Below are 26,044 nucleotides of genomic sequence, written 5' to 3'. Positions count from 1 at the left end.
GGCAAAAGTTCTCGCGCTTCAAATGGTGTAAGGCGCCCGCATGGCGCGGGAGCGCAAACGGTTGGCTTCCGGATCATTGGGGAATTCCTCACGCACGGGGTCATACACCAGGTCGCGTCCAAGCCACATGCAGATGTTGCAGGCGTGAACAGTGGCCATGGAATAGTGCATGACCAGGGCATTGGCCACGGGCGGGCGGCGCGATTTCACACAGTCGAAGAAATCCCGTACGTGGCTCATGGGCCGACCGGTTCGGGCCATGTACTGGTCAATCACACGCCGGTATTCGTTCAGGATCCGGGGCGAGGAAACTTCGGGCCGGGAATACCCATCGGCGCAGGAGGCCCAGCCTTCCGTGCCTTCAAAGCGGACGCCACAGGAGCCGCGCCAGAGTTGCTCTCCGCGGGAAAGGATCAGCCGGGTGCCGTCGGCGAACTCGGCCACCATGCCGTCGCCGGTATCGTTGGCCACGTGATGATAGCGGACGGGGCAGGTGTGGGCCCGGTCCAACCCCATCAGAGCCTGGGCAATGGTGTGGGCGCCCCATTCGCCAATGGATCCGGTGTGAAAATCGTAAAATCCGCGCCATGCACCCGCCACGTAGGCGGGGTTGTAAGGGCGCCACGGACTTGGGCCGAGCCAGGCGTCCCAGTCGACCTCCTCGCGCGGGGGTTCCGGTTGGCCGGGCAACCAATCATGGCGCATCAGCGCCTTGTCCCAGGGTGCAATGTGCACATGGACGGTGTGCACGCGGCCGAGCAACCCCTGGTGGGCGGCTTCTTGACAGAAGACAAAGTTGGCTTCGCTGAGTCGCTGGGTGCCGGTTTGGTAGACCCGCCCGTATCGTTGGGCTGTTTCCACCACGGCGCGTCCTTCGGCGATGGTCATGCAGGAGGGCTTTTCCACGTACACATCCTTGCCCGCTTGCATGGCCCAGATGGCGGCCAGGGCGTGCCAGCGGTCGCCGGTGGCGATGAGTACGGCGTCGACGTCGGTTCGTTCGGCCAGGAATTCGCGGATATTCCGGTAGGCCCGGCAATCCCGGTTTCCGTAATGGTCGTCGACAACCTGCTTGGCGGCCTGGCGGGCCTCCCGTCGTGCATCGCACACTGCCACGAACCGGACGTCTTTTTCGGGCAGCATCCAGCGCAATACATGGAGACCCCGGCTGCCAATTCCGATGGCACCCATGAGAATCCGTTCACTGGGTGGAATCATTCCGGCGCGGCCCAGCGCGGAAGCGGGGACGATCGTGGGAAACCCGAGGGCGACCCCGGTCAGTGACAAACGCCTCAAAAACTCCCGCCGGTGGATGCCGGCATGACCGCGATGGACGGACGCTTTTGAGCCTGACGAGGACGCTGGTTCGCGCATGGGCCGAAGCCTAAAATTACGGCGGCTCCGGGCCAAGTGGAATTTGCCGGGGTGGGCCGGCCGACGTTCCCTGCACCGGGGGATCATGCGAAAGGCTGGCAACGCCGGGTACGTTGTCAACTACATATTGGGGCATGCGCGCGCCAGGGCTGTGCGTCCGGGACAGGCCGGGACTGCCGAAACCACACCGTCCAAACCCTCGGACGGACTTGACGCCCGGCAACTCCCGGGTGAAGTAAGGAACACATGGCAGGCGCGCCGACCAACAATACCGGACCCGAAACCCTCGTCCCACCGGCGGGAGCAGTCGCCACCGAGGTCGCCTCAAAGGGGAGCGAGGCTGAAGCTCCATCCCGTGCACGGCCCGCGACGGTCACCCGCGGTCGCACCCGAAAGCGCGTTTCTCCCAGGACCTCCATTCCGCGGGTGGCCCTGCTGATCGAGTCGTCCCGGGCGGCCGGTCGGGCGCTGTTGTGCGGCATTGCCCGCTACGCCCATCACCACGGACCCTGGTCGTTCTATTGGGAAGCGCGAGGGTTGGAGAATCCGTCACCCTCGGCGCTGGTGCTGGACGCCGACGGCGTCATCATGCGCGACACGGGTCAGGTGGAACAGGTCCTGGCCCGGGGCTTGCCCACTGTTGTGGTCTGCCATCGCCACGCCGAGATGGACGGGGTCATCAGTGTGGTGACGGACGGTGAGGTGATCGGACGGCTGGCTGCCGAGCATCTTCTGGCCTGCGGCGTGCGTCACTTTGCCTTTTGCGGCTACAAGGATTGCACCTGGTCGGAAAGTCGTTGGGCCTCCTTTCAGCAACGCGTCGCCGAGGCGGGGTTTGAAGCCACGGTATTCCGCGTCCAGGCAGAGGTTACCGGGGCGCCCTGGCAGGATCAGCGGCCCGCCATTGCCCGGTGGCTTCAAACCTTGCCACGTCCCGTGGGTCTCATGGCCTGCAACGACGACCTCGGCCACGAGGTGGTGGCGGCCTGCAAGCTGGTGGGGTTGTCCGTGCCCGATGACGTGGCCGTAATCGGCGCCGACAACGACGAGGTGGTTTGCGGACTCAGCGACCCACCCCTGTCCAGCGTGCATATCAACTTCGAACAGGCGGGTTATGAAGCGGCGGAGGTGCTGGACCGGCTCATGCGTCGGGGGCGCGGCGAGACCGGCCGAATCCTCGTCCGCGCCAGTCATGTGGTCCCGCGCCGGTCCACGGATATCCTGGCGGTGGACGATCCCGTCCTGGCCCGGGGCTTGCAGTTTATCCGGGACCATGCCCGGGAACCCTTTTTGGTCGACGACGTGGCCCGCGCCGCCGGGATCTCCCGCAGGGCCCTGGAAAAGCGGTTCCGCCGCTTTCTCGGACGGTCCATCCTCCACGAAATTCGCCGGGTCCGTGCCGACCAGATCGCCCGGATGCTGGTGGAAACCGACCTGCCGGTTTCTGAGATTGCTCAACACCTGGGCTTCACGGATGTCCAACACGTGGCCCGCTACTTCCGGGCGGCCAAACACATGAGCCCCCTGGCTTGGCGGAAACTTTACGGGCGAAGGCCCTCCTGAAACGTTGAGAGCAGGTTCGCCCGGCTGGCCGGTGCCGGGGAGGTCTCCGGTTCGAGGGGCGGGTTTTCACCGCTGGAACGCAGCGTGTAGTGTGCCCGCTACGCATTTCCGGTTGGTTTCTTCAGGACGCTGAAGCGTTGCCGGCGACGTAATGGCGCGACACTTTGCCCCGCAGCGGCGTCCAGGGCAGGCAAACTGCGGGCTTATTTCGATGCATCTTTGCCGGACGTAGGGATGGGTAGGGTGAGGGGCTCTGCTGACCGGCATTTGCAATCCAAGGGATCCAGGTGGCCCTGGTATCGGGCCTTCGGGGGGATGGAAAGCTTGACAGGGCGGGGTACGGCCGGCCGTTCGGGTCGCCATTGGCTACGCGCTGTAGCATCAACCGGACCCATTGTTGAACGGTTGCTTCATCAGCACGGTGGATGATTTGGGGATCTGTTGTGCTGGGCCGGATGCCCTGCACCACTCGGGGGGCGGCAGGTCGGTGGTGCAGACTGTGAAAGGGACCCACGCATGGGCCGGGTAGTCCAACGTCTTATGGGCGGCGGCCCGACCCGGACGGGTGCCACCGCAGCCTTCAACCGGAATGGAGAGGCTTTGCTGTGTCCACAACATATTGATGTGCAGTCGGTTAGTTTGCATGCGCTCTGAAACTGGCCTACCCCAGGCCCGGATCGCTCATGGCCTGCTGATCAACCGCCTAGCCGGGTTTCGTTCGCAAAATGGCGAAATCTGTGCGCAAAATGGCGTTGTCACCGTGTCAACCGCCCGTTACGTTGTCGTATCAAAGGCGCTGTCGCGGCGTCGTACCCGAACCGAGATTCCTATGAGCAGGCTGGATGCGAACCGATCGGTGGACCGTCGAGGTTGTCCGAGTGGATTTCGTGCGTTTACCCTCATCGAACTGTTGGTGGTGATTGCCATCATTGCGATCCTGGCCGGGATGTTGTTGCCGGCTCTTTCGCGGGCCAAAGAGCGGGCCAAGCGAATCCACTGCATGAACAACATCAAACAGCAAAGCACCGCCCTTTTCATGTACGCCGGCGACAACAACGATCGCCTGCCAAGTTGGCGGAACATTGGCAACTGGCTGTGGGACATTCCGCAGGCTGTGACAGACCGGCTGGGGCCGGAGGGGGTTATCCGCCCCTTGTGGTATGATCCGGGGTTCCCCGAGCAAAACGATGACGAACTGTGGAACTTTGCCGTGAACGCAGCCGGAACGGGCTTCCGGGTGGCCGGTTACGCTTATACGTTCGATGGGACGGGATCTTCAGGGCAGCCGATCCTGAATCCCACCAACGTCAACAAAAAGATCACGCCGGAACCCATCACGTTGGGTGCTCTGACCATGCCGGCGCCGCCGGCCTCGGAACGGGTCCTGCTGGCCTGTGCCACCATTTCCACAGGGAACAGCGAGGCGAACCGGAACATCAACAACTACACCCGGATTCAGGGTGGCTGGAGCAAACCGCATCGGTCTCCCCACCTGAACGGTCCCATTCCCAGCGGTGGCAACGTGGGGATGTTGGATGGCAGCGCCCGGTGGCGAAATTTCAACGAAATGCGCGTTCGTACGTTGTCGGGTCCGTACTTTTGGTGGTAGTCCTGCGGGGAAACCATGGCGGGTCAGCCAGCCAGACGTCGGGCGGCTTGTGCAGTTGCCGGTTTTGCGGCGGGGCGTGGCGCGCGAGAAGCCCCGGCGAGCGTGGTCGGAGTGGTGACTTTCAACCTTGTTGAGCGAGTCGAAAACCAACAACCCACCTGGCGGAGTTGAGTCTATGCGTAAAACCTGTTCGATCCTCCTGGCCGGCACCTTGGTGCTGGGGTCGTACGGCGTCCTGCAGGGCGCCACGTTGAAAAACCGCTGGAGCTTCAATGAACCCGGCGGGCAAACCACGGCGGTTGATTCCGTGGGAGGCAAGACCGCCACGCTGATGAATGGCGCCTACTTCGACGGCAGCGGATCGGTCTGGTTGAACACGCCCAACCTTCCCTCGAGCGATCCGAGCGGGGACTACGTGGCCCTCCCCCCGAACATCATCACCGGTTACACGGCCATTACCATTGAGGTTTGGTACACGCCGTTTGTGACGGCGTTTTGGAGCCGGGTTTGGGACTTTGGCAACAGCTTGAACAACAGCGGCGGCTCCACTTCCTACTTCTTCATGCGCACGGGTGACGCCAACGGAGGTGTGCTGGGCGACATCACCATCATGGTCCCGGCACGGAACACCCAGCAGGTGCCCGGCCCCGTGGTGACCGCCGGTTCGGAGACGCACCTGGTCTGGACCTCCGACGGCAACACCGGTGTGGCCCGAATCTACGTCAACGGCCAGTTGGGCGGTGAAACCCTTGGATTCACCAACACACCGGCCATGATCGGCGAAACGACCAACAACTGGCTCGGCCGATCGCAATGGGGGGCCGATCCGTATCCCAACCTCAGTTACAATGAGTTTCGGATCTGGGACGGCGCACTGAACCCCTTGGAGGTTGCTGCCTCCTACGTTTCCGGGCCGGACACCGTGAACACCGATCCCGGCACATTGAACTCCATTGAGGTCCAGCTCCCCTCGGCGCTGACGAAGGGATCGGGTGCCAACGCCAGGGTGCTGGCCCGCATGTCCCGCATTCCTTTTGCCGTGGACGTCACTGGTATGCCCGGGCTCAGTTACCGATCCTCAAATACCGACGTGGTCACGGTGGACGCCGCCGGGCGAATCCGGGCAGTGGCGCTGGGAACGGCCACCATCACCGTGGAGTTCACTTACGGCGGCCAGACCCGATCCGCCCAGCAGGACGTGACGGTATTGAACCTCGAGCCCATCCTGATCCATCGGTACAGCTTCAACGACGACGGCAGCAGTGTTGCGGTGGACAGCGTGGGCGGGGCTCATGGCACCATTCAGATTGCGGCTGAACAGCGGGATGGCCAGGCGATTCTTTACGGCACCGCGTTGTCGTATGTGGAGCTGCCCGCCAACCTGATCACGCCGCAGACCATCACCCGGAATGCCATCACGTTTGAAGCCTGGGCGACCTTTGGCCCCAACGCCAACTGGGCTCGCCTGTTCGACTTTGGCAACACCGTGGGCAGCGACGGCGGCAACTATGTGTTCTTCTGCCCGCGTTCCGGCGGAAACGACTCCCGGTTCATCATTTCCAACACCCAGCCCGGCTGGAGCGGAAACGGTGAGCAGGGCGTGTACATCCCCACGATCATGGACAATTGGACCAACGTCCATATCGTGGCCATTCTGGACTTCGGTCGTGACCTGGCCGCCGTTTACACCAACGGTCGGTTGGCGGGTCTGAACACCAGCATGACCCGGGAACTTTCGGCCATCATCAACAATTACAGCTATCTCGGCCGGTCGCTCTACGGGGCCGATCCCTATCTCAACGGCATGATTGACGAATTCCGTATCTGGGACGGGGCCCTCAGTGCTCAGCAGATTGTGGCCAGCTATCGGGCGGGCCCCAACAGCACCAACAATGCTCCGGGTCAGTTCATCAGCCTGGACATCGAGGTGCCGGCCCGGATCACGGCGGAATGGCAGGCTCGCGCCCGTGTGATCGGCAACTGGCAGAACGCACCCAACGTGGACCTGTTAGCGGATCCGGACCTGACGCTGACGTCGGATAATCCCGATATTCTGACGGTGGGCAGTGGGGGGCTACTGACCGCGGTGGCGCCGGGAACCGCCACCCTTCGGGCCCGATACCAGGGCCTTGAAGCCACCAAGCAGGTTCAGGTGGTCGCCCCCAGCGCCACGCTGGTGCATCGCTGGACCTTCAACGAAACTGAAGGGAATCGCGTGGAGGATGTGGTGGGTGGTGCCCATGGCTACATCACCTATGCCACCAACACCTTGGGCGTCACGAATGCGTATTGGACCGGGGCGGGCGAGCTGGTGATCAACACCAACGCAGCGCTGGGTGCCACGGACGCTTACATTGACCTGCCGGACGGCATCATCTCCAAACTGACCAACAATGCGACGTTCGAGACCTGGGTGACGATTTACAATGGCGACTATTGGTCGCGCGTGTTCGACTTCGGCAGCCTGCCGGGAGGGCCTACATGGACAGCGGAGCCGAACATCTTCTTTGCCCGGGGTGCCCAGTTCAACTGGGTGTCGGGCAGCATTGGAGGTGCGGCGTTGCCCACGGGCACCAAGGTGCACCTGGTGGTGCTCTTCAATGAATCAGAAAAGCAGGCGAAGTATTACGTCAACGGCGTGTTGGCGGCGATGAGCCAGCCGGGTGCGGTCAATCTCTCACTGTCGCAGATTAACGACACCAACAACTGGCTGGGTCGGTCCCTGTACTCGGAGCCCATGCCCACGCCTTGGCGGGATCCGTACCTGCAGGCGGCCTATGACGAGTTCCGGATCTACTCCGGTCTGCTCTCGGAGGCCCAGATCCTGGCCAACTACGCCGTGGGCCCGAATCCACCGGCTCAGGCGCCGACGCTGGCTGCCCGGATCCAGGGCAACCAGTTGATCCTGAGCTGGCCGAGCAGCGCCACCGGGTTCACGCTCCATTCGACGACGTCGTTGGGAGCCGGCGCAACCTGGTCGCCGGTCAGTGGAACGCCGACGTTGGTGGGCGACCACTATGAACTGGCAGTCCCGCTGGCAGATGCGCCGCAGCGGTACTTCCGACTTCAAAGGTAATCGCGAGGATCCGATGAGTCCTTGATTCACATGGGCTGCACGGAGGATGGAATTTGTCCCCTTCGTGCAGCCCTTGTCTTTCAGGCGGATGCGAACATGAAGACCCGGAGTACCAGGGGGTGCATTGGCGCGGTGGCGGGTCCGTCCGGGATCGGACACGCCATGGCTGACCGAGGAGCACCGTCACGCGCGGCGCTCACAGTGGTCGCTTTGTTGGCCCTGATGTGTGCGCGGGCCGCGGAACCGCCCCCGGTGCCCCGCGGCGTTACTCGGATTCATGATCCTTCCACCGTCATGCGGGACGGCGCGCGTTGGTGGGTCTTTGGGACCGGTCGCGGCATTGTCAGCCTCTGGTCCACCAACCGATTGGACTGGCATCAGGGGCCGTCCGTGTTTCGGGAAGCCCCGGCTTGGGCCAATGAATGGGTGCCGGAGCACCGGTTTCGGTATTGGGCGCCCGACGTGATCCGGGTGGGTGAGCAGTTTTACCTGTATTATTCGGTCTCGACCTGGGGTTCGAGGCAGTCGGCGATCGGGCTGGCACGGTCGCGGGCCCTCGATCCGGAGGCACCGGGCGGCGGCTGGCGCGATGCGGGGCCCGTGGTCCGCACCACGCCGGCCGACAATTACAATGCCATTGATCCGGCGCCCTTTTTGGACCGTGACGGGCGCCTTTGGCTGGTGTTTGGCTCCTACTGGTCGGGAATCAAGTTGGTGGAGCTCGATCCGGCCACGGGCTTGCGCAAAAATGCCGGATCGCCCCTGGTGGATCTGGCATGGAAGGAGGCGATTGAGGCCGCGGCACTGCTCCGTCACGGTGACGATTACTTCCTGTTCGTCAACTGGGGACAGTGTTGTCGGGGTACCAACAGCACGTATGAGATCCGGGTCGGGCGGAGTCGATCTGTGACCGGACCGTACCTGGACCGGGATGGCCGCGACCTTCGGGAGGGAGGGGGAACTCTGTTTCTGAGCGGCTCGGGCCGCTTCATCGGGCCGGGGCATCCTGCGTTTTTCGAGGCAGAGGGGCGGTGGTGGGTCAGCTACCACTTCTACGACGCCGAGCAAGCCGGCCGTAGCGCCCTCGACATTCTGCCGTTGGAATGGGATGCCGAAGGTTGGCCCATGGTCCGGCCGAGGCAGAGACCATGACCGGGCGACAGCAGCAGCCGCGCACCGGACACTGGAAGAGGCGCAGGTGGCCGCTGCCGGTGGCCGCGTACCTTGTCAGGTTTGCAAGAACGACTCGACCGGGGTGTCCCCGAGTGGTGCGTGATGCGACGTGATTTTGTGTGCAACGGAGAACGGAGGTATGCGAATGGTTGAATCGGTTCTTCGCAAGGCCTGGCTTCGGCCGGTCCGGGTGCCGGAGGCATGGGCAATCTTGGTGCTCTGGGGATGGATGATCTCCCCAATCGCCAGGGTTGAGGCAGCCGTGGGGACGGAGGGAACGGTTGCGGGGCGGACACAACCTGCGGTCCTTCGCATTGACCTTCGACAGACAGGCAAGCCGATCAGCACGAATCTGATCGGCGTGTTTTTCGAGGACATCAATTACGCGGCAGATGGTGGGCTTTACGCGGAACTGGTGCAGAACCGGTCCTTTGAGTATCGGCCCACGGCCCGACCGGATTGGACCGCCTTGACTGCTTGGGAAACGGTGCGACGGCGGGGCGCCGACGGGACCGTGGTGGTGGCCGACGCGTTTCCGGTCCATCCGAACAACCCGCATTACGTGGTGTTGGAGACCCGGGCTCCCGGCGATGGTTTTGGACTGCGCAACCGCGGTTTTGACGGGATTTCGGTGCAGGCGGGCAATGTCTATGACTTTTCGCTGTTTGGCCGCCAGCTGTTTACGGGGAATCGGTGGGGTAACAGTGGCGTTCTGGAAGGGCCGGCCGAGTTTGAGGTTCGGCTGGAGGCTCCGGACGGTTCCGTGCTGGCTTCGGCCACGGTGGCTGTCACAGGCCGTGAATGGCGGAAATTCCACTGCACCCTGACACCGGCGCGGACCGAGGAACGGGCGCAGCTGGTTTTGCTTTCCCGGACGCGGGGCGGGGTTGCCCTGGACGAAATCTCACTGTTTCCCCGAAACACTTTCAAAGGGCGCCCCAATGGTTTGCGTGCCGACCTGGCCCAGACCATTGCGGACCTCAAGCCGCGCTTTGTGCGCTTCCCGGGCGGTTGCCTGGTGCATGGTTACGGTCTGAACAACCTCTACCGCTGGCCCCTGGCCGTCGGGCCGGTGGAACAGCGCCGCAGCCAGCCCAATCTCTGGGGCTATCACCAGAGCATGGGGCTGGGTTATTTCGAGTACTTTCAGTTTTGCGAGGATATTGGTGCCGAGCCTGTGCCCGTGGTGCCAGCGGGCGTGTGCTGTCAAAACGCGGATCATCAGGGCGGCACCGGCCAGCGCGGTCTGCCCATGGAGGAGATGCCCGCCTATGTACAGGAGGTCCTGGATCTCATTGAATGGGCCAATGGACCGCCCGATTCACGCTGGGGTTCGGTGCGGGCCGCCGCCGGGCATCCCGAGCCGTTCCGGCTCAAATACCTCGCAGTGGGCAACGAGGAGCATATCACCCCGGTGTTCAAAGAACGGTTTCGCATGATTTACGAAGCCGTTCGCCGGAAACACCCGGAGATCACCGTCATTGGCACGGTCGGGCCGTTCCACAGCGGGCCGGACTATGAGGAGGGCTGGCGTTTTGCAGATGAGCTGCGCCTGCCCATGGTGGACGAGCATTACTACGTGGCGCCGGCCTGGTTTTGGGAAAACCTAGAGCGGTATGACCGGTACGATCGGGCCCGCTCGAAGGTCTACCTGGGCGAGTATGCGGCGCATGATGTGGGGCGGCGGAACACGTTGAGATCGGCCCTGGCGGAGGCGGCCTACCTGACGGCCCTTGAGCGGAACGCAGACGTGGTGCTCATGGCCTCCTACGCGCCCTTGCTGGGGAGGGAGGGAAACACACAATGGCGTCCCAACCTGATCTATTTCACCAACACCCGCGTTTTACGCACGGTGAACTATTACGTCCAGCAGTTGTTCAGCCTTCATGCCGGGGACGTGTATCTGCGTGCTGAATGCGAGGATCCACGGGCGTCTGCCGGTGAGGGCATCCGACCGGATGACCGCCTGTTCCTGGGAACCTGGGATACGCAGGCGGAATTCGATGACCTGCGCGTGGAGGCGGGCGACCGGGTGGTCTGGGCCGAGGACTTTTCCAAAGACCGGGGACCCTGGGAGGCGTTGAGCGGGGACTGGCAGGTGGTCAACGGGGTGTTGCAACAGCGCAGTGCCGCCACGCCGGCCCGGTGCTTGTTCAACGTCCCACCGGGTACTACAAGATTCACGCTGAGTTTGCGGGCGCGGAAGCTGGGCGGTTCGGAGGGGTTCCTGATCGGATTCCGCTACCGCGACGCCGACCACTATTACTGGTGGAACCTGGGGGGCTGGGGGAACACACGCCATGCATTTGAGAAGGCCGTGGACGGCACCCGGGCGGAGGTGGGCCCGGCACGGCCGGGTCGGATCGAAACCGGCCGGTGGTACCGGATTCGCCTCGAGATGGACGGGTCCAAGGTCAGGTGTTACTTGGACAACGAATTGGTACAGGAACTGGACGACGCCGGCTTTGTGCCGCGACCCGAGATCGCGTGGTCGGCCGTTCGCGATCGAGCAACGGGGGACGTGATTCTGAAGCTGGTGAACGGCAGTGACCGACCGCGGCCCTTCCGCATTCAACTGCCGGGTCTGGAAGGGCCCGCGACAGCGACCGTGGTTACGCTGGCGCATTCGGATCCGATGGCCGTGAACGACTTTGAGAATCCCGACCGCGTCGTGCCCCGGACCGGCCGCATGGAGGTGGGGCCTGAGTTCATCTTCGAGGCTGCGCCGTGGTCGCTGAACGTCGTGCGGTTTCCGCTGAAGTAGCGGCGCAGAGCACAGTTCGGCACCAGGAATTGACCGGACCCGGTTCATTCCCGGCGCAGTGTGGTTTGACACTGCCGCCGTCTGTTGAGCCGGGACGTTCCGTTTGGCGAACCGGGTGGTTCGAGCTTTGGGAGGTGCAGGGGAGCTGGACCGCGGCTGTGGACTGCAGGATCGATTCGCCAGGGTTATTGGGCGGGTGAGGTGAGGATCCCACCGGACGACCCCAGCAGGGCTGCGGCAGGTTGTCGGGTGCGAGAAGGTGTTGGCCGGCGGTTCACCAGGCAGCTGCCTCGCTTTGGGTTATGTTTGCGGCTGCGGATTGGCGGCGCGGTCTGCGATGGCAATCCCCACGGCCCCGGCAGGGGCAGATCCTTGCGGGTGGCGGGGCTCGGAGGGTTTGAGATCAACAGGCGCGTCGGCCGGGGGTGAGGCGGTCACTGGCTGGCCGCCAGCACCTGCCACCGCCCGCGGATGACAGCCCGCACCGAGGGGCACAAGGGCGGCAGTTTGTCCGGGTTGAGGAAGTTCAGGTCAAAGTGCCAGTTGCGGTTTGGGGCGTTGTACACGGTGCCCGTCCCGGGCCAGACATTGGTGGCCATTCGACTCGGGTAGAGCACAATCATGGAGCCGTTATAGGTAAGAGTTTTCTGGCTCCAATTCTCCAAGAAGCGGGGGAAGTTTTCGACGCCGCCGCTGTAGGCGCCCGGCCGCGTGGGAACGATCCCGGCCATGAACGCCGCGTTCACCGTGGTGTCGGCGGCGATGCGGTTGTTGATGGATTGCGCACTCTTTGAGTCGTTCCAATTGGGTGAGAGGATGGTAATGGCATCGGCGATGATCGCCGCGGGTCGGGTTTGGGTGGTATTGGTGGTGCCGCGGTAGGCGGCGGGGGCGTTGTAGTGGCCCAGGATGTAGAGAGGGTTGGGCGTGGCCACCGTCAGGCCACTGGAGGGTAATGTGGCGCCGTTGACCAGGCGCACCGCAGGCAGTTGGCTCGACGGGAAGGTGCGCAGGTCGGCCACATAGACCGAGCTGATGGGCCGGCCCAGGGCGAGGCGAATGGGATTGGTGGCAGCCGTGCTCCAGGTGGCGAATTTACCAACGTCAATCTCCACCGCTCGCACGGTTTTGTTTTCGCGCAGATCCGTGAAGCTGGCGTTGGTGGAGACAAAATTGGTGACCGCGTTCCAGGGCAGGGAAACCGCTTGGGCCTGGGTCATGGGTCCGCCCCGGATTTCCACACCGCTGTCGCGCAGTACCAACAAGAGGTCCGCCTTGTTGTAAAACCGTTCCTTGGCCAGTTCGGACGTGAGCGGTTCGCCCGGCGGTGGTGGTTCCACGATGGCGCGCACGGCGTTTGGATCGTTGGGGACGCCGATCGGTATGTTGAGGCTCATCACTCCGCTATCGGCCCTTCCTTGAAAAACGACCGGTCCGCGGCTTCGAATCAGCGGGTCGTCGGGATGCTTGTTCAGGAAAATGGTCCCGCTGGCGGTGACGTCATTAAGGAAGGTCAAAGAACTGGCTGGACTACAGTAGATGTTCTGGTTTCCGTGCACCCGACCACCGATGGTCATGGTGGCGCCCGGATTGATTTCGAGGTCGAGGTTGTAAAAGATTGTGAACTGGAAGATGGGCACGAGGGCGAACTGAACCTCCTGCTCGACGGCCGCGGCCACGCGGGATGGGTGGGCAAGGTTGGCCGCCCGGGCCCGGATGCGAAACGTGGCAGCGCGCCCGGAGAGCCCGCGATACTGGGACTGGAGATTGGTCACGACCCAGGGGGTGCTCTGCTCCACCAGCATGGGCACCCCGCCGATTCCCGTGCCCTCGAAGTCGAACCCGGCCCAGCAGGGATCCTCCTCCGGGGTGGGGATTCGCAGGGGGTACAGGCCCATGTTGGCCTGGAGCACACTGAGTCCGAGGCGTGAATAGTCGTTGACCATCGCGGACAGCACTTTTTCCGTGGCTGCTTCTGCGGCGTAGACGGCCTCCTGATAGCGGAGGTTGCGCTCGGTCAGAGAGGCGGTGCTGGCCGTCCAGCTCATGGCGGCTGCCAGGATGGCCACCCCGATTCCGCCCATGAGCATGACCATGAGCAGGGCGGACCCATCATTGCGCCGTGGGTTTTGGCTGGGAACTTTCATGGGCACGCTCGAAGGTCATTCCAGTGAACGACGGGTGATACGTGTGCGGACCTGGTAGAAATCGTAGAAGGCGCCGGGCCCCACCGGCATGGTGGGAAAAATCAACTGGGAGAATTCAAGGGTCAGACCAATCACCCGGTTGTTGAAGGAGTTGGTCTGGACATTGCCGGCGAAATCCTCGGCGGTGAACACCATGGTGTTGGTGACGAAAGAGGCGACCGGTCGGACCCCGGAGTCGTCCGAAGACAGGCGCAGCAGCCGCTGGGTCTCCTCGTCGAGATAATACCGGACGAAGCGGTTCGTTTGGGACTTGTCGGGGTAGATTTGCAGGGCGTTGCCAATCTGGGGTTGGCCGGGTGGAACGGGATTGAAGGAGACATCGTCACCCATGCCGACCTGCACCCAGCCGGCGGATCGAACCTCTCTCTCCAGGAGGCTCAGGGAACGGCGGGCATCGTCCGTGGCGGCGAGCTTGGCTCGGCCCAGTTTGTCCAGCCGCAGGGCCAGCAGATGTATGGAGAGCAATCCGCCGAAGAGCAAGACCAGGATCGTGGAGGTGGTCATGACCTCCGGCAGTGTATAGCCCGCCGACCTCCAGTGCGCGGCGGGCCCCGGGCTGTGGTTTCGCGGCTTCATTGGTCCGGGGCGCGATACGTGACCACCGTGTTGGTGAATGTGCGCCGTTGCTTGAACGACCAAACCGTCTCGGCGCGAATCAGTTTCAGCGGCGGATTGGTCGAAACCACCACGATCGAAACGTAGGATGTGGCCAAGGGAATGTTGCCGCCGTTGACCGGTAGGTCGAGGATGTCCACCCGCGGCGGGAAATTACCGGGTACCAGTTGGTCCACCGGGGGTGAGGCCTGGGTGTCCCATTTGGCGGCTCGAGTTTGCTCCAGGCGGTCGGCCGCCAGCGCCTGTGCAGCCAACCAATAGGCCGTCCACTCTGCCCGGGTGGTGGTGAGGACGTAACCGGATACGATCCCGGCGTAGAGGAGGGCTGCGATGCCCATCGCAACGACCACCTCCGTCAGGGATAATCCGCGGGTCTTGAAATCCTTGTTGCGCTGGAGCCTGATGTTCATTCCCGAGCACGCAAGGCTCTGGTCTGCAACGCCCGGAATGCAAGAATCATGCCGGCACTGGTCGCCGCACCAGATGGCCAAGATTGGCGACTGCACCTGTACGCTTCGCGTGCATGTGTCTCAAAATCGGACAGGCCAGATCAGAGCCGGGCCGGGTAACAGCCCAGGGCCGGCGGCCGGAGTGCGATCAGCCCAAAGAAGGCTTGCAAGCGGGCGACGAGCTGGCGTAAGGAGGACGGCCATGTCGGTTTGGGGTGCAATCTTTGATTGGGATGGCGTGGTGGTGGATTCCTCTGCGGCCCATGAACGGGCCTGGGAACGCCTGGCTGCCGAGGTCGGTCGGTCGTTACCGCCCGGCTTTTTCCTGCGCAGTTTTGGCATGAAAAACGACCGGGCGATCCGGGAACTACTGGGCTGGACTCACGATCCGGCCGAGCTGAAGCGGTTGGGAGAACGGAAGGAGGAGCTTTTTCGGGAAGAGATCCGGCACCGACCACTCCAGCCCCTGCCTGGAGTGCGCACCTGGTTGGAACGACTCAGGGCGGCGGGTGTGCCGTGTGCGGTGGGGTCTTCCACGCCACGGGCCAACATCGAGTGCGTGATGAACAGCCTGGCATTGCAGGGGTTGTTCAAGGTCATCGTCACGGGCGAAGACGTGCAGAAGGGCAAACCGGATCCGGAGGTGTTTTTGCGGGCGGCTTCGGGCCTGGGAGTACCGCCCGAACGTTGCGTGGTATTTGAGGATGCCCCGGTGGGGATCGAAGCGGCCCGGCGGGGCGGCATGCGCGTCGTCGGGGTCGCCGGAACACATCCGCCGGAACGGTTGTCGGGTTGTGACCGCGTCGTGCGGCGGTTGGACGAGCTCACGGTTGAGGAGCTGGCGGCCTGGTTTGCGCCTGCGCCGGTTTGAGGCCGGGGGCCATGCCCTTTGCAAGGCTTTCCGGTTGCGGCGTGGTGGTGCGGGCATGCCCTGCAGCGTTCGCGGGGAGGCGGGTGAGGGCCGGGCATGGGTGATGGATTTTGGTGTTTATCTGGAGGGGCAGCCCGGGTAAGAATCCGGCCGCCATGAAACCGTTGGAACAGCAGGTGGCAGTGGTAACCGGCGGCAGCCGCGGCATCGGACGCGCGGTGGCGTTGCGGTTGGCGAGCGCAGGTGCTGATGTTGCCGTGGTGGCAAGGTCGGTGGAGGCCTGCGCAGCCACCGTGGAGGCGGTGCGGGGGCTGGGCCGGCGCGCCTGGGCGTTTGCGGCCAATGTGGCGGATGCGGCCAGCGTGGATGCGGTGGCCGAGACCATTCTCCGTGAAGCGGGCCGTGTGGACGTGCTGGTGAACAACGCGGGTATTACCAGGGATGGCCTGCTGATCCGGATGAGCGAGGCCGATTGGGACGCGGTGCTGGACACGAACCTCAAGGGGGCGTTTTTGTTTACACGGGCGCTGGCGCGGCCCATGTTGAAGCAGCGTTCCGGCCGGATCATTAACATCAGTTCGGTCATCGGGTTGATGGGCAACGCCGGACAAACCAACTACGCGGCGAGCAAGGCGGGGTTGATCGGGTTCACCAAATCCTGCGCCCGCGAGTTTGCCTCCCGGGGGGTGACGGTCAACGCGGTGGCACCCGGCTTCATTGAAACCGACATGACCGCGGCGCTGAAGGAGGAGCAGCGCCGGGCGATTTTGGAACGCGTGCCGATGGGCTGCATGGGCACGCCGGAGGACGTGGCCCACGTGGTGTGGTTTCTGGCCCTGCCCGAATCGCGCTACATCACGGGACAGGTCTTGACGGTGGACGGTGGACTGGTCATGTAAATGGCGGCCCTGAGCGGCAGAGGCGACGGTTTTTCGGGGCTTGACGCCCCAGAAACGGTTCCATAGACACAGAGCAACAAAGACCGAGCAACGGGAGAGACCCATGGCTGAAAACAGCATCGAACAACGAGTCAAAAAAATCATTGCCGAGCAGTTGGATGTGAACCCGGACCAGGTCACGCCGGAAGCCCGGCTGATCGACGATCTGGGGGCCGACTCCCTGGACGCGGTGGAACTGATCATGGCGCTGGAGGAGGAGTTCGGCCACGACATCCCCGACGAGCAGGCCGAGAAAATGCAGACCGTCGGGGACATCATCAAGTACATCGAGGAGCAGGAGGAGAAATAAGGGCCGTACCGGAGGATGCCGGGGCAGGGCAGCGGTCCGGCCGCACGCACTGCCCCTTTTGATTTATGGGCGCAAGTTCGAACGAACGCCGCGTGGTGGTCACCGGCCTGGGGGTGGTGACCCCGTTGGGTCACACACTGGAAACCTTTTGGGAGAATCTCATCGCAGGTCGCTGCGGCATTCAGCGGATTACGCGGTTTGACCCCTCACCGTTCCCCACCCAGATCGCGGCGGAAGTGCGGGACTTTGACCCGTTGCCGGCCTTCCCCTCGGCGAAGGAGCTGCGCCGGACCGACCGTTTCGCCCAGTTCGGGATCTACGCGGCCTGGGCGGCTCTGAAGGATTCGGGGGCCGACCTGGACCGGCTGAACCGCGAGGAAATCGGCGTCATCATCGGGTCCGGCATCGGGGGCCTGGAAACCACAAGCCACCAGCATCAAGTGCTGTTGGAGCGTGGCCCCAACCGACTGTCTGCGTTCATGATCCCGATGCTGATCAGCAACATGGCGTCGGGGATGTTTTCCATGTACTACGGCCTCAAAGGCCCCAACTACGCCACCTGCTCGGCCTGCGCGACCGCCAACCACGCCATCGGAGAGGCATGGCGCACCATCAAGACCGGCGACGCGGTCATGATGTTTGCCGGTGGGGCGGAAGCGACCATTGTACCCATCGGCATTGGCGGCTTCTGTGCCATGCGGGCCATGAGCACGCGCAACGACGATCCCCAGCATGCCTCGCGGCCCTTCGATCGTGAGCGGGACGGATTCGTCATGGGGGAGGGAGCGGGGGTGATCGTGCTGGAGGAACTCGAGCACGCGAAACGACGCGGCGCCCGGATTTATTGCGAAATTGTGGGCTACGGCAACACGGCCGACGCCCATCACCTGACGGCGCCGGCCCCGGGCGGCGAGGGTGCGGCCCGCTGCATGCGAATGGCCCTTCGCAACGGGCGGCTCAATCCGGAGGACATCACGTACATCAATGCCCATGGCACCTCCACACCGGCTGGCGATGTGGCCGAGACCCAGGCCATCAAGGCGGTGTTTGGGGATCATGCGCGGCGCCTGGCGGTCAGTTCGATCAAGGGCGCCATCGGCCACATGTTGGGTGCGGCCGGCGCCGTGGAGATGGCCGCTTCCGTGCTGGCCTTGTGGCACGGGGTGGTCCCGCCCACCATCAATTACGAATATCCGGATCCGGAGTGCGATCTGGATTACGTGCCGAACACGGCACGAGAGATGAAAATCCACGCCTTCATCAACAACTCGTTTGGCTTCGGCGGGCACAACGCCAGTATCGCGGCCAAACGGTTTGAGGGCTGAGCTTGCAACCGTCCGCAGGGCGCCCGTCAAATCCGCCCCCATGAATGCGCTGGGATGGATCGAAACCAAGCGCGACGGCGGCGCCTTGTCAGCAGCCGACTGGCGCGCACTGGTGGATGGGGTGGTGCGGAGTACCGTTCCCGATTACCAGCTCGCCGCGCTTCTCATGGCCATTTACTTCCGCGGCATGGATGACGCGGAAACTGCTGCGCTGACCCTGGCCATGCGCGATTCCGGTCGCGTGTTTGTGTGGCCGGAAGATCCACGCCCGGTGGTGGATAAACACTCCACCGGCGGCGTTGGCGACAAGGTCTCGCTGCCCCTGGCGCCGCTGCTGGCCGCCCTCGGGTTTCGCGTGCCCATGATTTCAGGGCGCAGTCTGGGCATCACCGGCGGGACCTTGGACAAGCTGGAATCCATCCCCGGTTACCGAACCCGCCTGAGCCCCGGCGAGTTTCAGGCGCAGGTGCAGGAACTGGGCTGCGCCGTCGTTGGCCAGACCGAGGATCTCGTGCCCGCAGACCGAAAGCTCTATGCCTTGCGCGATGCCACGGGTACAGTGGCCAGCCTGCCCCTGATCACCAGTTCCATCCTCTCAAAAAAGCTCGCAGAGGGGATTTCAGCCCTTGTGCTGGACGTGAAGTGCGGTCGCGCGGCCTTCATGAGGGATGCGGAATCCGCACGGGCACTGGCCACGCGCATGGTGCGCCTGGCAGGGGCGTGCGGAGTGCAAACGGTGGCTCTGGTAACGGCGATGGACCAACCCCTGGGCCGTGCTGCTGGCAATTGGCTCGAGATCAGGGAGGTCCACGAGTTTCTGAGCGCCTGTGCGCGGGGGGATGGCGACCCACGCCGCACGGCTCCGTGGCAGGATCTCGAGATCCTCGTGGTTGAATGTGCCGCCAGGTTGCTGTGCTTGACCGGTCGAGCCGGAAGTTTGGAGGAGGCACGGGGCCGGGCCTGCGCCTGCCTGCACTCGCCCGCGCCCCTCCGATTTTGGCTACGGATGTTGGCCGCTCAAGGGGCCGATCTGGAGGCGTACGAAAAACGCCTGGAGCAGGATGTGCTGGCTCCGTGCGCGGTGGAGGTGTTGGCACCCGCGGACGGGTGGGTGACCGTCTGCGATGCACGTCGGGTGGGGGAAGTGATCCGCGATTTGGGGGGCGGGCGGTTCCGCGCCGAGGATGCCGTGGACCCCAATGTTGGCGTGGACCGGCTGGTCAAGGTTGGAGAGAGGGTTCGGCAGGGCGACGTCCTGGCCCGGGTGCACGGTCCGGATGTCGACCGGACTCGCGCAGCAGCCCGGCAGCTGCAAACGGCTTTTTGTCTGGGCGACCGGCCTGAGACCTGCCCGGGACCGGTTCTCTTTGAGGTGGGTCCCTCTGAGGGCGGTGGCGGTTAGCTCACGGGCCGCATCCGCGCAGTGGATTGCCCCCGGCTTTGGGTTCGTGTGCAGGCCCAGGGAAGGCCGGGGAGCGGTGTTCCGACCGGTTTAGTGACGCGCCTGGGGATGCAGCTGCGGCTCCGCCGGGGCTTGGGAGGCGCCTCGGGCCGAATCTCTGGCATTTCGGGGCATGGGATTGCGTCGCCGATTTGCCTCCTTTCTCGTCATCGCAGGACGTTTGGCGGTGTATCTGAACGGGCGGGATTCGTCCTCGGGGGGCGTGTCGGTGTGCCGCCTTGGAACGCCCCGACACACTCGGTGGTGGAGCGGCAGCGTTTGCGTCGCCGGCCCGTCCCCGGTGGTTCATGGTGCCAGCTTCAATTTCGGATCCTACTGGCCGTGCTGGGGGGCTGGCCATGGAGCGTGCCTGGCAGCGACTTTCGGCTCCAGCCATGTGACCTGAAGACTCAGAGGACCCTACGTCGCGCCGTAAAGGCGCAGGCGGTTCGAGCGCAAGGTCCGGTTTGTCCGCCAGGCCCTGGCGTTCCCGTTGATCAGTGCCATCTGGCCGTGCCCGGGGTTGGTTGGGTGGGGCAGCAGCTTGCGGCATGCGGTCGTCCGGGTTATCGGAAATGTAGGTGCCGGGGGAGCTCGAGCCACTGAAGGTGCTCCAGGGCGACGTCCGAAGTTCCCGGTGACGTGGCTGAGGGCGGCGGGGCGGTGAGCAATCCGGCTCAGGAAGGATCCGACCGGCCGGTCCGGCCGCACCGGGGCGGGGAGACGATGTGGGCGTGTCCCGTGTCGTCGACCGGGTTAGCTGCCAACCGGTTTCCTTGCATCCCGTGTCTTTCGGGGCGTGGAGATTTGAGTGGAAAAACGGTGGGAACCTGCGGCAGATTGGGATTCATGGCACAGGAAACGATCCAGACCGAACGCACGACCGCGCCGGCCCTGGGGGAGATGGAGCGGGAATGGCCCGAGGTGCGCATGCGGCTGGAACAGTTGACGTCGCGCTTTGCGGTGCTTGAGGAGGAGGTTCGGTCGTTGCGGCGGTTGTTGGAGCGGGTGATCGAGCACCGGCAAAAATCCCACGGGGAACTGGTGCTGCTGCTGACCGGTCTGGTGAGCAAACTGCCCATCCAGGATGTGGGCACGTTTGTCTCGCGTCTGGTGGAGCACAACACCCATGTCAGTGACATCCTCACGGCCCTGGGCAAGGGGCAGACGGATGCAGAGGCGCTGCGGCCGCCGTTGCTGGAGGCTCTGGAGGAAACGAAGAACCGGTTGCGCGACGCGGCCCGGGAGGCGGTACGGGAACTCATGCGCCTGGAAACGCCGTTGGAGGTGGAGATGCTGCAGTCGCTCATCGAGGAGCCGGAACGTTTTTTCACGCCTCCGGTGGTGCGGGCGACCCGTTGTTTTGTGAAGGGACAGGTGCCGCGGGAGCGTATCGTGCGGCAGTTTGGGGAGGCGGCGCTGTTTTGTTTCCAGGACATGACGACCGATCCAAAGCTGAATCCGCGGCCCAAGCCGGAAGAAATTGCGCTGGCGTTCCGGCCGGAGGCGGAGGAGTTGTTGGAAAGGGACTCAACCCTGTCCCCGGAACAAAAATCCGGTTTGCTGGACCTGCTGCGGCGGATTCGGCAGAGTCGCGGAGACAGTGCGGATGCGCGGGCGCAGCGGGAGGCGTTCACGCGGCTGTCGTTCATTCTGGATCTGCTGCATTTTTACGAGAATCAGAGCACGGAACCGGTGGATGTGGTGTTTGCCCAGCGGTTGCCCGCGTTGATCGAGCAGATCGTGTTCATTCACCCCGGCGCGACCTTGAACGAGGAGGCGGTTCGGAAGGCGGAGTCGCTGCTGGCGCTGGTGCTGAGCCCGGAACATCGGCTGATGATCATCAACAACGTGGGCAAGGCCGGGGGGCCGGCGCGAACGTTGAAATTCATCCTGCGATTGCGGGCGCCCGAGAGTACGGATTTGGAGGTGGTGGTGTTGGATTTTGTACGGCACCTGTTACCGGGGGGAGGTCGCACTCCGGCGGTGGCCGACTGGCTGCCCGTCCTGCGGCTTGTACCGCAGGAACGGCAAAAGATGGTGCTACGGGCACTGATGGGGAGCGAACGGTTGCCCAAGGAAAAGGCCCGGGCACTCGCCATGGAATTGGCGGACGCTCTGGGCCTTCCACCCATGGAGGTGCAAACCCCGCCGCCGACGCTGCCGCCGGAGATCGAACGGGAACGGGCCTGGGAACAGATCCAGAATCTGATGTTGCACCATGCCGATCCGCGCGAGGTGGCCGCGGCCATTCGCGACCGACTGCATGCGCACTACGACGCGGACGAGCTGCGGCAGTCCTGGTTGGCGCTGAGTTCGGTGGATCCGATGACGTTCATCCGGGTTTGCTCCGTGCTTCCGTACACTTCCAATGGAAAAACCGACCCCATCGCCCACCCGGCCCTGCAGAGCTATGTGACGCGGCTGATGCACGAGAAGTATGCCCACGTTTACCAGCGCGTGTTGACCAGCCTGCGTCAGATCTGTCGTTTGAAGCCGGACAGCCCCACACTCCACAATTTTCTGGCGGTGGTGCGCTGGGTGGACCCGGCCGCTGCAGCGCGTCTGACGGCAGACATAGGTCTTCCGGCTCACCCGGGTTCGTCCTGAACCGGTTTGTTTTTCGGCTCCATGGGGCGGCACCTGTAATGGAGCGGGGGCCCGCAGGTTCCGTGGCGGCCCCGGCCGGAATGCGGTGGGACAGCCGGGTTGTGCTGCCGAGTTCTACTGAGTGCCCGGGCGGGTACGCCGGAGTTCAGTCCTCGCCCTGGGCCATGGTGAAGCCACGGGCGCCGTCGAACTCCTGCAACTTCTCCAGGTGCATCCAGCGATATTTTGCAGACACGCGCTGAAGCAACTGGAAAATGGCCGCGTCGGTCAGGTCAGCGGATTCGTCCCGCAGAATGAACCGGCAGCGCCAATGGTCCACGCAGTCGGTAATGGCACCGGTCGGGGGGTAGACCTTGGTGCCACGGTTGGAGATCATCTTCAGTTTGAGGGGCAGGTCGGCCACCAGGTCTTCCAAGCCCCGGCCGAGGGCCTCGGCGGCAAGGCTCGATTCGATGAACAGGTCCACGCCGACCACGCGCCGGGTCTTCGGCCGGACCCAATCGGGTTCCGGACCGAGTTGGGGCAGCCGGATGGGTCTGTAATCGCGGACGCGGTGGCGTTGGGACTTGCGGCCGAGGTTGGCGATGATCTCGTCCGTGTAGGCGGTGGTGGTGGCGCATCGGTCGTAGCCGACCACGTCGCCGGTGCGTACCTTGCCTTCCTCCAGGGTGACGAGGATCGCGTGCTCGATTTTGGCGGCGGCCTCGAACTCGCCCAGGTGCCGCAACATCAGGACGGCCGAGAGGATGACGGCGGTCGGGTTGATGACGTTCTTCCCGGCATATTTGGGGGCGGAGCCATGCACGGCTTCGAAGATGGCCACGTCGTTGCCGATGTTGGCCGACGGGGCAAAACCCAGCCCACCGATCAGCGCCGAGGTGAGATCGCTGATGATGTCGCCGTTCATGTTGGTGGTGACGATGACATCGAACTGTTCCGGGCGCTTGACCAGCTGATGGGCGCAGTTGTCGATGATGATGTGCTGGGCCTCGATGTCGGGGTACTCGGGGCTGATGCGTTCGAACGTGCGTTTGAGGAGGCCCTCGGTCAGCTTCATGATGTTGGATTTGGTGGCGCAATGCACCCGTTTACGGCCCTCGGCGCGGGCCAGTTCAAACGCCAGGCGGACGACCTTTTCGCAGCCCTTGGCCGAGATGAGCTTCAGACACTGGGCCACGCCGGGCGTTTGCATGTGTTCAATGCCGGCGTAAAGGTCCTCGACGTTTTCCCGGACCACGACCAGGTCAATCCCGCGCCCGCTGTAGGGGGTGGGCACGCCGGGCAGTTCGCGCACCGGCCGGATGTTGCCGTAGGTCTCGAACAATTTGCGGAGCGTGACGTTGGCGCTCTTTTCGCCATAGCCCACCGGGGTTTCCAGGGGCCCTTTCAGCACCACTCGCGTCCGGCGGATGGATTCGATGGTCTCCTGGGGGACACCCGAGGCGATCCCCTTGCGGAACACGGATGCCCCGGCTTCACATTCCTCCCATTCGATGGCGGCGCCCGCCGCTTCGATGATGCGTTGCGCGGCCCGAACGCATTCCGGGCCGACGCCGTCGCCCGGAATGACCGTCACCTTGCGTTTCTGTTTCTGGGTTTCTGCGGTGCTCATGACGTTTGCCCTTTGCTTTGATTGTGCCGAAAAAATCGTCGGTTGCCGAACGGAGCCAAGGGGCCTCTGCTGTTTTCCACGGGGGTCGGGCCCGGTGCGGTGGCCGTGCCGTCAGTATTCCCCCCGGAGCAGTTTCCGGTAGGTGGCCAGGGCCAGCAGGGGCCAGGCGTTCCGGTAGCTGTCGTACTTCAGGTAGAAGACCTTGGGGAAGCCGGTCCCGGTGGTTTCCTCCTCGGTCCAAGTGCCGTCCAGGTTTTGGGTGCGGAGGAGGTATTCGACACCGGCGCGGAGGGAGGGGCGGTGCGGGTCGCCGAAGGTGCAGAGAGCCATGACGGCCCAGGCCGTTTGCGAGGCCGTGCTGGGGCCCTGCCCCTTGAAAACGGGGTCGTCGTACGTGTTGCAGCGTTCCCCCCAACCGCCGTCCTCGTGTTGGACGCTTTCCAGCCAGTCGCGCGCCCGCAGCAGCCAGGGTTGGTTCATGTCCATCTTCAGGGCATGCAGGCCCCGGAGGACCTGCCAGGTACCGTAGATGTAATTGACGCCCCAACGACCGTACCAGGAGCCGTCGGCTTCCTGTTGCGAACGCAGCCATGCGACGGCGCGGCGGACCTGCGGGTGGTCGAGGGAATAACCTTCACGTCCCATGACCTCCAGCACGCGGGCCGTGATGTCCGCGCACTCGGGATCGAGCATGGCGTTGTGATCGGCGAAGGGCACCTTTTCGAGGATGTTGTTGGTGCAGTCCTTGTCGAAGGCGGCCCAGCCGCCGTCGCGGCATTGGAACGTGAGCATCCAGTTGAGCCCGCGCCGGAAGGCGGCGTCGCGGCGGGCCGGATCGCGCGTGGGAACCTGGCGAAGGGCCAGCAGGACCATGGCGGTGTCGTCCACGTCCGGGTTCCATTTGTTGTTGAACTCGAAAGCCCAGCCGCTGGGCTCGACCGGTGCGGGGTTCTTGTGTTGCCAGTCGCCGCGGAACCGGATCTCACGGTCCAACAACCAATCGACGGCGCGCACGACGGCGGGATGGTCTTCGGGGATGCCGGATTCGCGCAGGGCGATGGTCACAATGGCGGTGTCCCAGACCGGCGAGAGGCACGGTTCGATCCGGACCGAATCGGCCGTTTCGTGCTCCAGTTCTTTCAGATGGCGGCGGGCCCGGATGACCTCGGGATGATCGTCCGGATAACCGAGTGCCTTGAGGGCGATCAGGGAGTTGAGCATGGCCGGGAAAATGGCTCCCAGCCCGTCGGAACCTTCAAAGCGCTCCAGCATCCATTGCTCGGCCTTGCGGAGCGCGCGGCGCCGGAACGGATGGATCCCGAGGCGAACCCACAGTTCGGCGAATTTGTGGACCTTGTCCAGGAGCAGGAAAAAGTTGCGCCAGGTAAACCAGTCCGGATCGCGCGGCAGGCGCAGGTCGCGCTCGTGAAAGCCCTCGGGGTAGAGCTCGTCCAGGTCCACACCGCAGGGCCGGGTTGGGCGAAAATGATTGATGATGGCCAGGGGCACCAACATGGCCCGGGTCCAGTTGCTCATGTCCCAGAAGTTGACCCGGAACCATTTGCCCAGCAGCAGCACCTCGCAGGGGATTGTGGGGACGTATTTCCACGGGAAGAGCCCCAACAGGGCGAGGTACAGCTTGGAGAAGGTGTTCATGCGCGGCACACCGCCGAGCGAGCGGGCCACCTCGCGGGCCTTGAGCATTCGTGGGTGTGTGGGAGGGATGCCGGCCAGCTTCAGGGCCAGATAGGCCTTGATGGTGGCGTTCACTTCGGCCGGCCCGCCGTGGTAAATGTTCCAGCCGCCGTCCGGGAGCTGCTTGTCGAAGATGTGACGCACGGCCTTGCGCTGCCAGGCCGGGTCCACGCTCCGGTCCCAGTGATGGAACGCGACCATGTCCGCCACGAGGGTGACGTCCACGATCAGCTCGCCGATCCAATAACCTTCCGGCTTCTGTTGGCCGAGCCAGAAGGCTTGGGAACGCTGGATGGCTTCATGGAGCCGGTCCAGCCATGAGGACCCCGGGCCGGCTTGGACCGACGACAAGGGCACCTCCGAAACGGCATTTCTGGAACGTTGCGTCATCAGGCCAATCAGGATGGAGTTC

The 26,044-nt window shown here is 63.9% G+C and carries 17 protein-coding genes and 1 pseudogene; 12 read left to right on the top strand and 6 right to left on the bottom strand.

Annotation, left to right across the window (positions count from 1 at the left end):
• Positions 1 to 18: 18 nt before the first annotated feature.
• On the bottom strand, positions 19 to 1,218 hold the full coding sequence (locus G4L39_RS06275; protein WP_205880827.1) for a Gfo/Idh/MocA family protein: 1,200 nt from the start codon (positions 1,216 to 1,218) through the stop codon (positions 19 to 21).
• 402 nt (positions 1,219 to 1,620) lie between these two features.
• Between G4L39_RS06275 and G4L39_RS06270 the strand changes: the two genes are divergently transcribed.
• The 6 genes and pseudogenes from G4L39_RS06270 to G4L39_RS06250 all read left to right on the top strand — a co-directional run bounded on the left by G4L39_RS06270 (position 1,621) and on the right by G4L39_RS06250 (position 11,559).
• Complete coding sequence (locus G4L39_RS06270; protein ID WP_165106767.1) at positions 1,621 to 2,937, top strand: XylR family transcriptional regulator; 1,317 nt, start codon at positions 1,621 to 1,623, stop codon at positions 2,935 to 2,937.
• An 829-nt stretch (positions 2,938 to 3,766) separates the two neighbouring features.
• Positions 3,767 to 4,546, top strand: a complete 780-nt coding sequence (locus G4L39_RS06265) for a type II secretion system protein (protein WP_165106766.1) — start codon at positions 3,767 to 3,769, stop codon at positions 4,544 to 4,546.
• 175 nt (positions 4,547 to 4,721) lie between these two features.
• Positions 4,722 to 5,429, top strand: a pseudogene (locus tag G4L39_RS15900) (LamG domain-containing protein); the annotation flags it as partial.
• 135 nt (positions 5,430 to 5,564) lie between these two features.
• Entirely contained in the window at positions 5,565 to 7,622 is a 2,058-nt protein-coding gene (locus tag G4L39_RS06260) for a LamG-like jellyroll fold domain-containing protein (RefSeq protein WP_425485738.1), read from the top strand.
• Between the two features lie 30 nt (positions 7,623 to 7,652).
• Positions 7,653 to 8,774, top strand: a complete 1,122-nt coding sequence (locus G4L39_RS06255) for an arabinan endo-1,5-alpha-L-arabinosidase (protein WP_343203310.1) — start codon at positions 7,653 to 7,655, stop codon at positions 8,772 to 8,774.
• Positions 8,775 to 8,940: 166 nt separating this feature from the next.
• Entirely contained in the window at positions 8,941 to 11,559 is a 2,619-nt protein-coding gene (locus G4L39_RS06250; protein WP_165106762.1) for an alpha-L-arabinofuranosidase C-terminal domain-containing protein, read from the top strand.
• A gap of 434 nt (positions 11,560 to 11,993) precedes the next feature.
• Here G4L39_RS06250 and G4L39_RS06245 read toward each other — a convergent pair whose 3' ends face one another.
• The 3 genes from G4L39_RS06245 to G4L39_RS06235 are packed head-to-tail and all read right to left on the bottom strand — an operon-like array spanning position 11,994 to position 14,791.
• Positions 11,994 to 13,706, bottom strand: a complete 1,713-nt coding sequence (locus G4L39_RS06245; protein WP_165106761.1) for a hypothetical protein — start codon at positions 13,704 to 13,706, stop codon at positions 11,994 to 11,996.
• A gap of 15 nt (positions 13,707 to 13,721) precedes the next feature.
• Positions 13,722 to 14,342: a PulJ/GspJ family protein gene (locus G4L39_RS06240; RefSeq protein WP_165106759.1), complete on the bottom strand. Its 621-nt coding sequence runs from the start codon at positions 14,340 to 14,342 to the stop codon at positions 13,722 to 13,724.
• A complete protein-coding gene (locus G4L39_RS06235; protein ID WP_165106758.1) occupies positions 14,339 to 14,791 on the bottom strand; it encodes a type IV pilus modification PilV family protein in 453 nt (150 codons plus the stop codon). Before G4L39_RS06235 ends, G4L39_RS06240 begins: the two co-directional genes overlap by 4 nt.
• Positions 14,792 to 15,032: 241 nt before the next feature.
• Between G4L39_RS06235 and G4L39_RS06230 the strand changes: the two genes are divergently transcribed.
• The 6 genes from G4L39_RS06230 to G4L39_RS06205 all read left to right on the top strand — a co-directional run bounded on the left by G4L39_RS06230 (position 15,033) and on the right by G4L39_RS06205 (position 22,325).
• Positions 15,033 to 15,701: an HAD family hydrolase gene (locus G4L39_RS06230; protein WP_165106756.1), complete on the top strand. Its 669-nt coding sequence runs from the start codon at positions 15,033 to 15,035 to the stop codon at positions 15,699 to 15,701.
• A 155-nt stretch (positions 15,702 to 15,856) separates the two neighbouring features.
• Positions 15,857 to 16,600 carry a 3-oxoacyl-[acyl-carrier-protein] reductase gene (fabG, locus tag G4L39_RS06225; protein WP_165106755.1) on the top strand — a complete coding sequence of 248 codons (744 nt, stop codon included), beginning with the start codon at positions 15,857 to 15,859 and terminating at the stop codon, positions 16,598 to 16,600.
• 103 nt (positions 16,601 to 16,703) lie between these two features.
• Positions 16,704 to 16,949, top strand: a complete 246-nt coding sequence (gene acpP / locus G4L39_RS06220) for an acyl carrier protein (protein WP_165106754.1) — start codon at positions 16,704 to 16,706, stop codon at positions 16,947 to 16,949.
• A gap of 65 nt (positions 16,950 to 17,014) precedes the next feature.
• Positions 17,015 to 18,274, top strand: coding sequence for a beta-ketoacyl-ACP synthase II (gene fabF / locus G4L39_RS06215; protein ID WP_165106752.1), 1,260 nt, complete (start codon positions 17,015 to 17,017; stop codon positions 18,272 to 18,274).
• Between the two features lie 40 nt (positions 18,275 to 18,314).
• Positions 18,315 to 19,676 carry a thymidine phosphorylase gene (locus G4L39_RS06210; protein ID WP_165106750.1) on the top strand — a complete coding sequence of 454 codons (1,362 nt, stop codon included), beginning with the start codon at positions 18,315 to 18,317 and terminating at the stop codon, positions 19,674 to 19,676.
• Positions 19,677 to 20,564: 888 nt separating this feature from the next.
• Entirely contained in the window at positions 20,565 to 22,325 is a 1,761-nt protein-coding gene (locus G4L39_RS06205) for a hypothetical protein (protein ID WP_165106748.1), read from the top strand.
• Positions 22,326 to 22,470: 145 nt separating this feature from the next.
• Here the strand turns inward: G4L39_RS06205 and G4L39_RS06200 are convergent, their stop codons facing one another.
• Positions 22,471 to 23,937, bottom strand: a complete 1,467-nt coding sequence (locus G4L39_RS06200) for an NADP-dependent isocitrate dehydrogenase (protein ID WP_165106747.1) — start codon at positions 23,935 to 23,937, stop codon at positions 22,471 to 22,473.
• A gap of 111 nt (positions 23,938 to 24,048) precedes the next feature.
• Entirely contained in the window at positions 24,049 to 26,022 is a 1,974-nt protein-coding gene (shc, locus tag G4L39_RS06195) for a squalene--hopene cyclase (protein WP_165106745.1), read from the bottom strand.
• Positions 26,023 to 26,044: the final 22 nt, after the last annotated feature.

The organism is Limisphaera ngatamarikiensis (assembly GCF_011044775.1).
Lineage (GTDB): Bacteria > Verrucomicrobiota > Verrucomicrobiia > Limisphaerales > Limisphaeraceae > Limisphaera > Limisphaera ngatamarikiensis.
The sequence above is the reverse complement of the archived record's forward strand: the minus strand, read 5'-3'. Positions and strand labels throughout refer to the sequence as shown.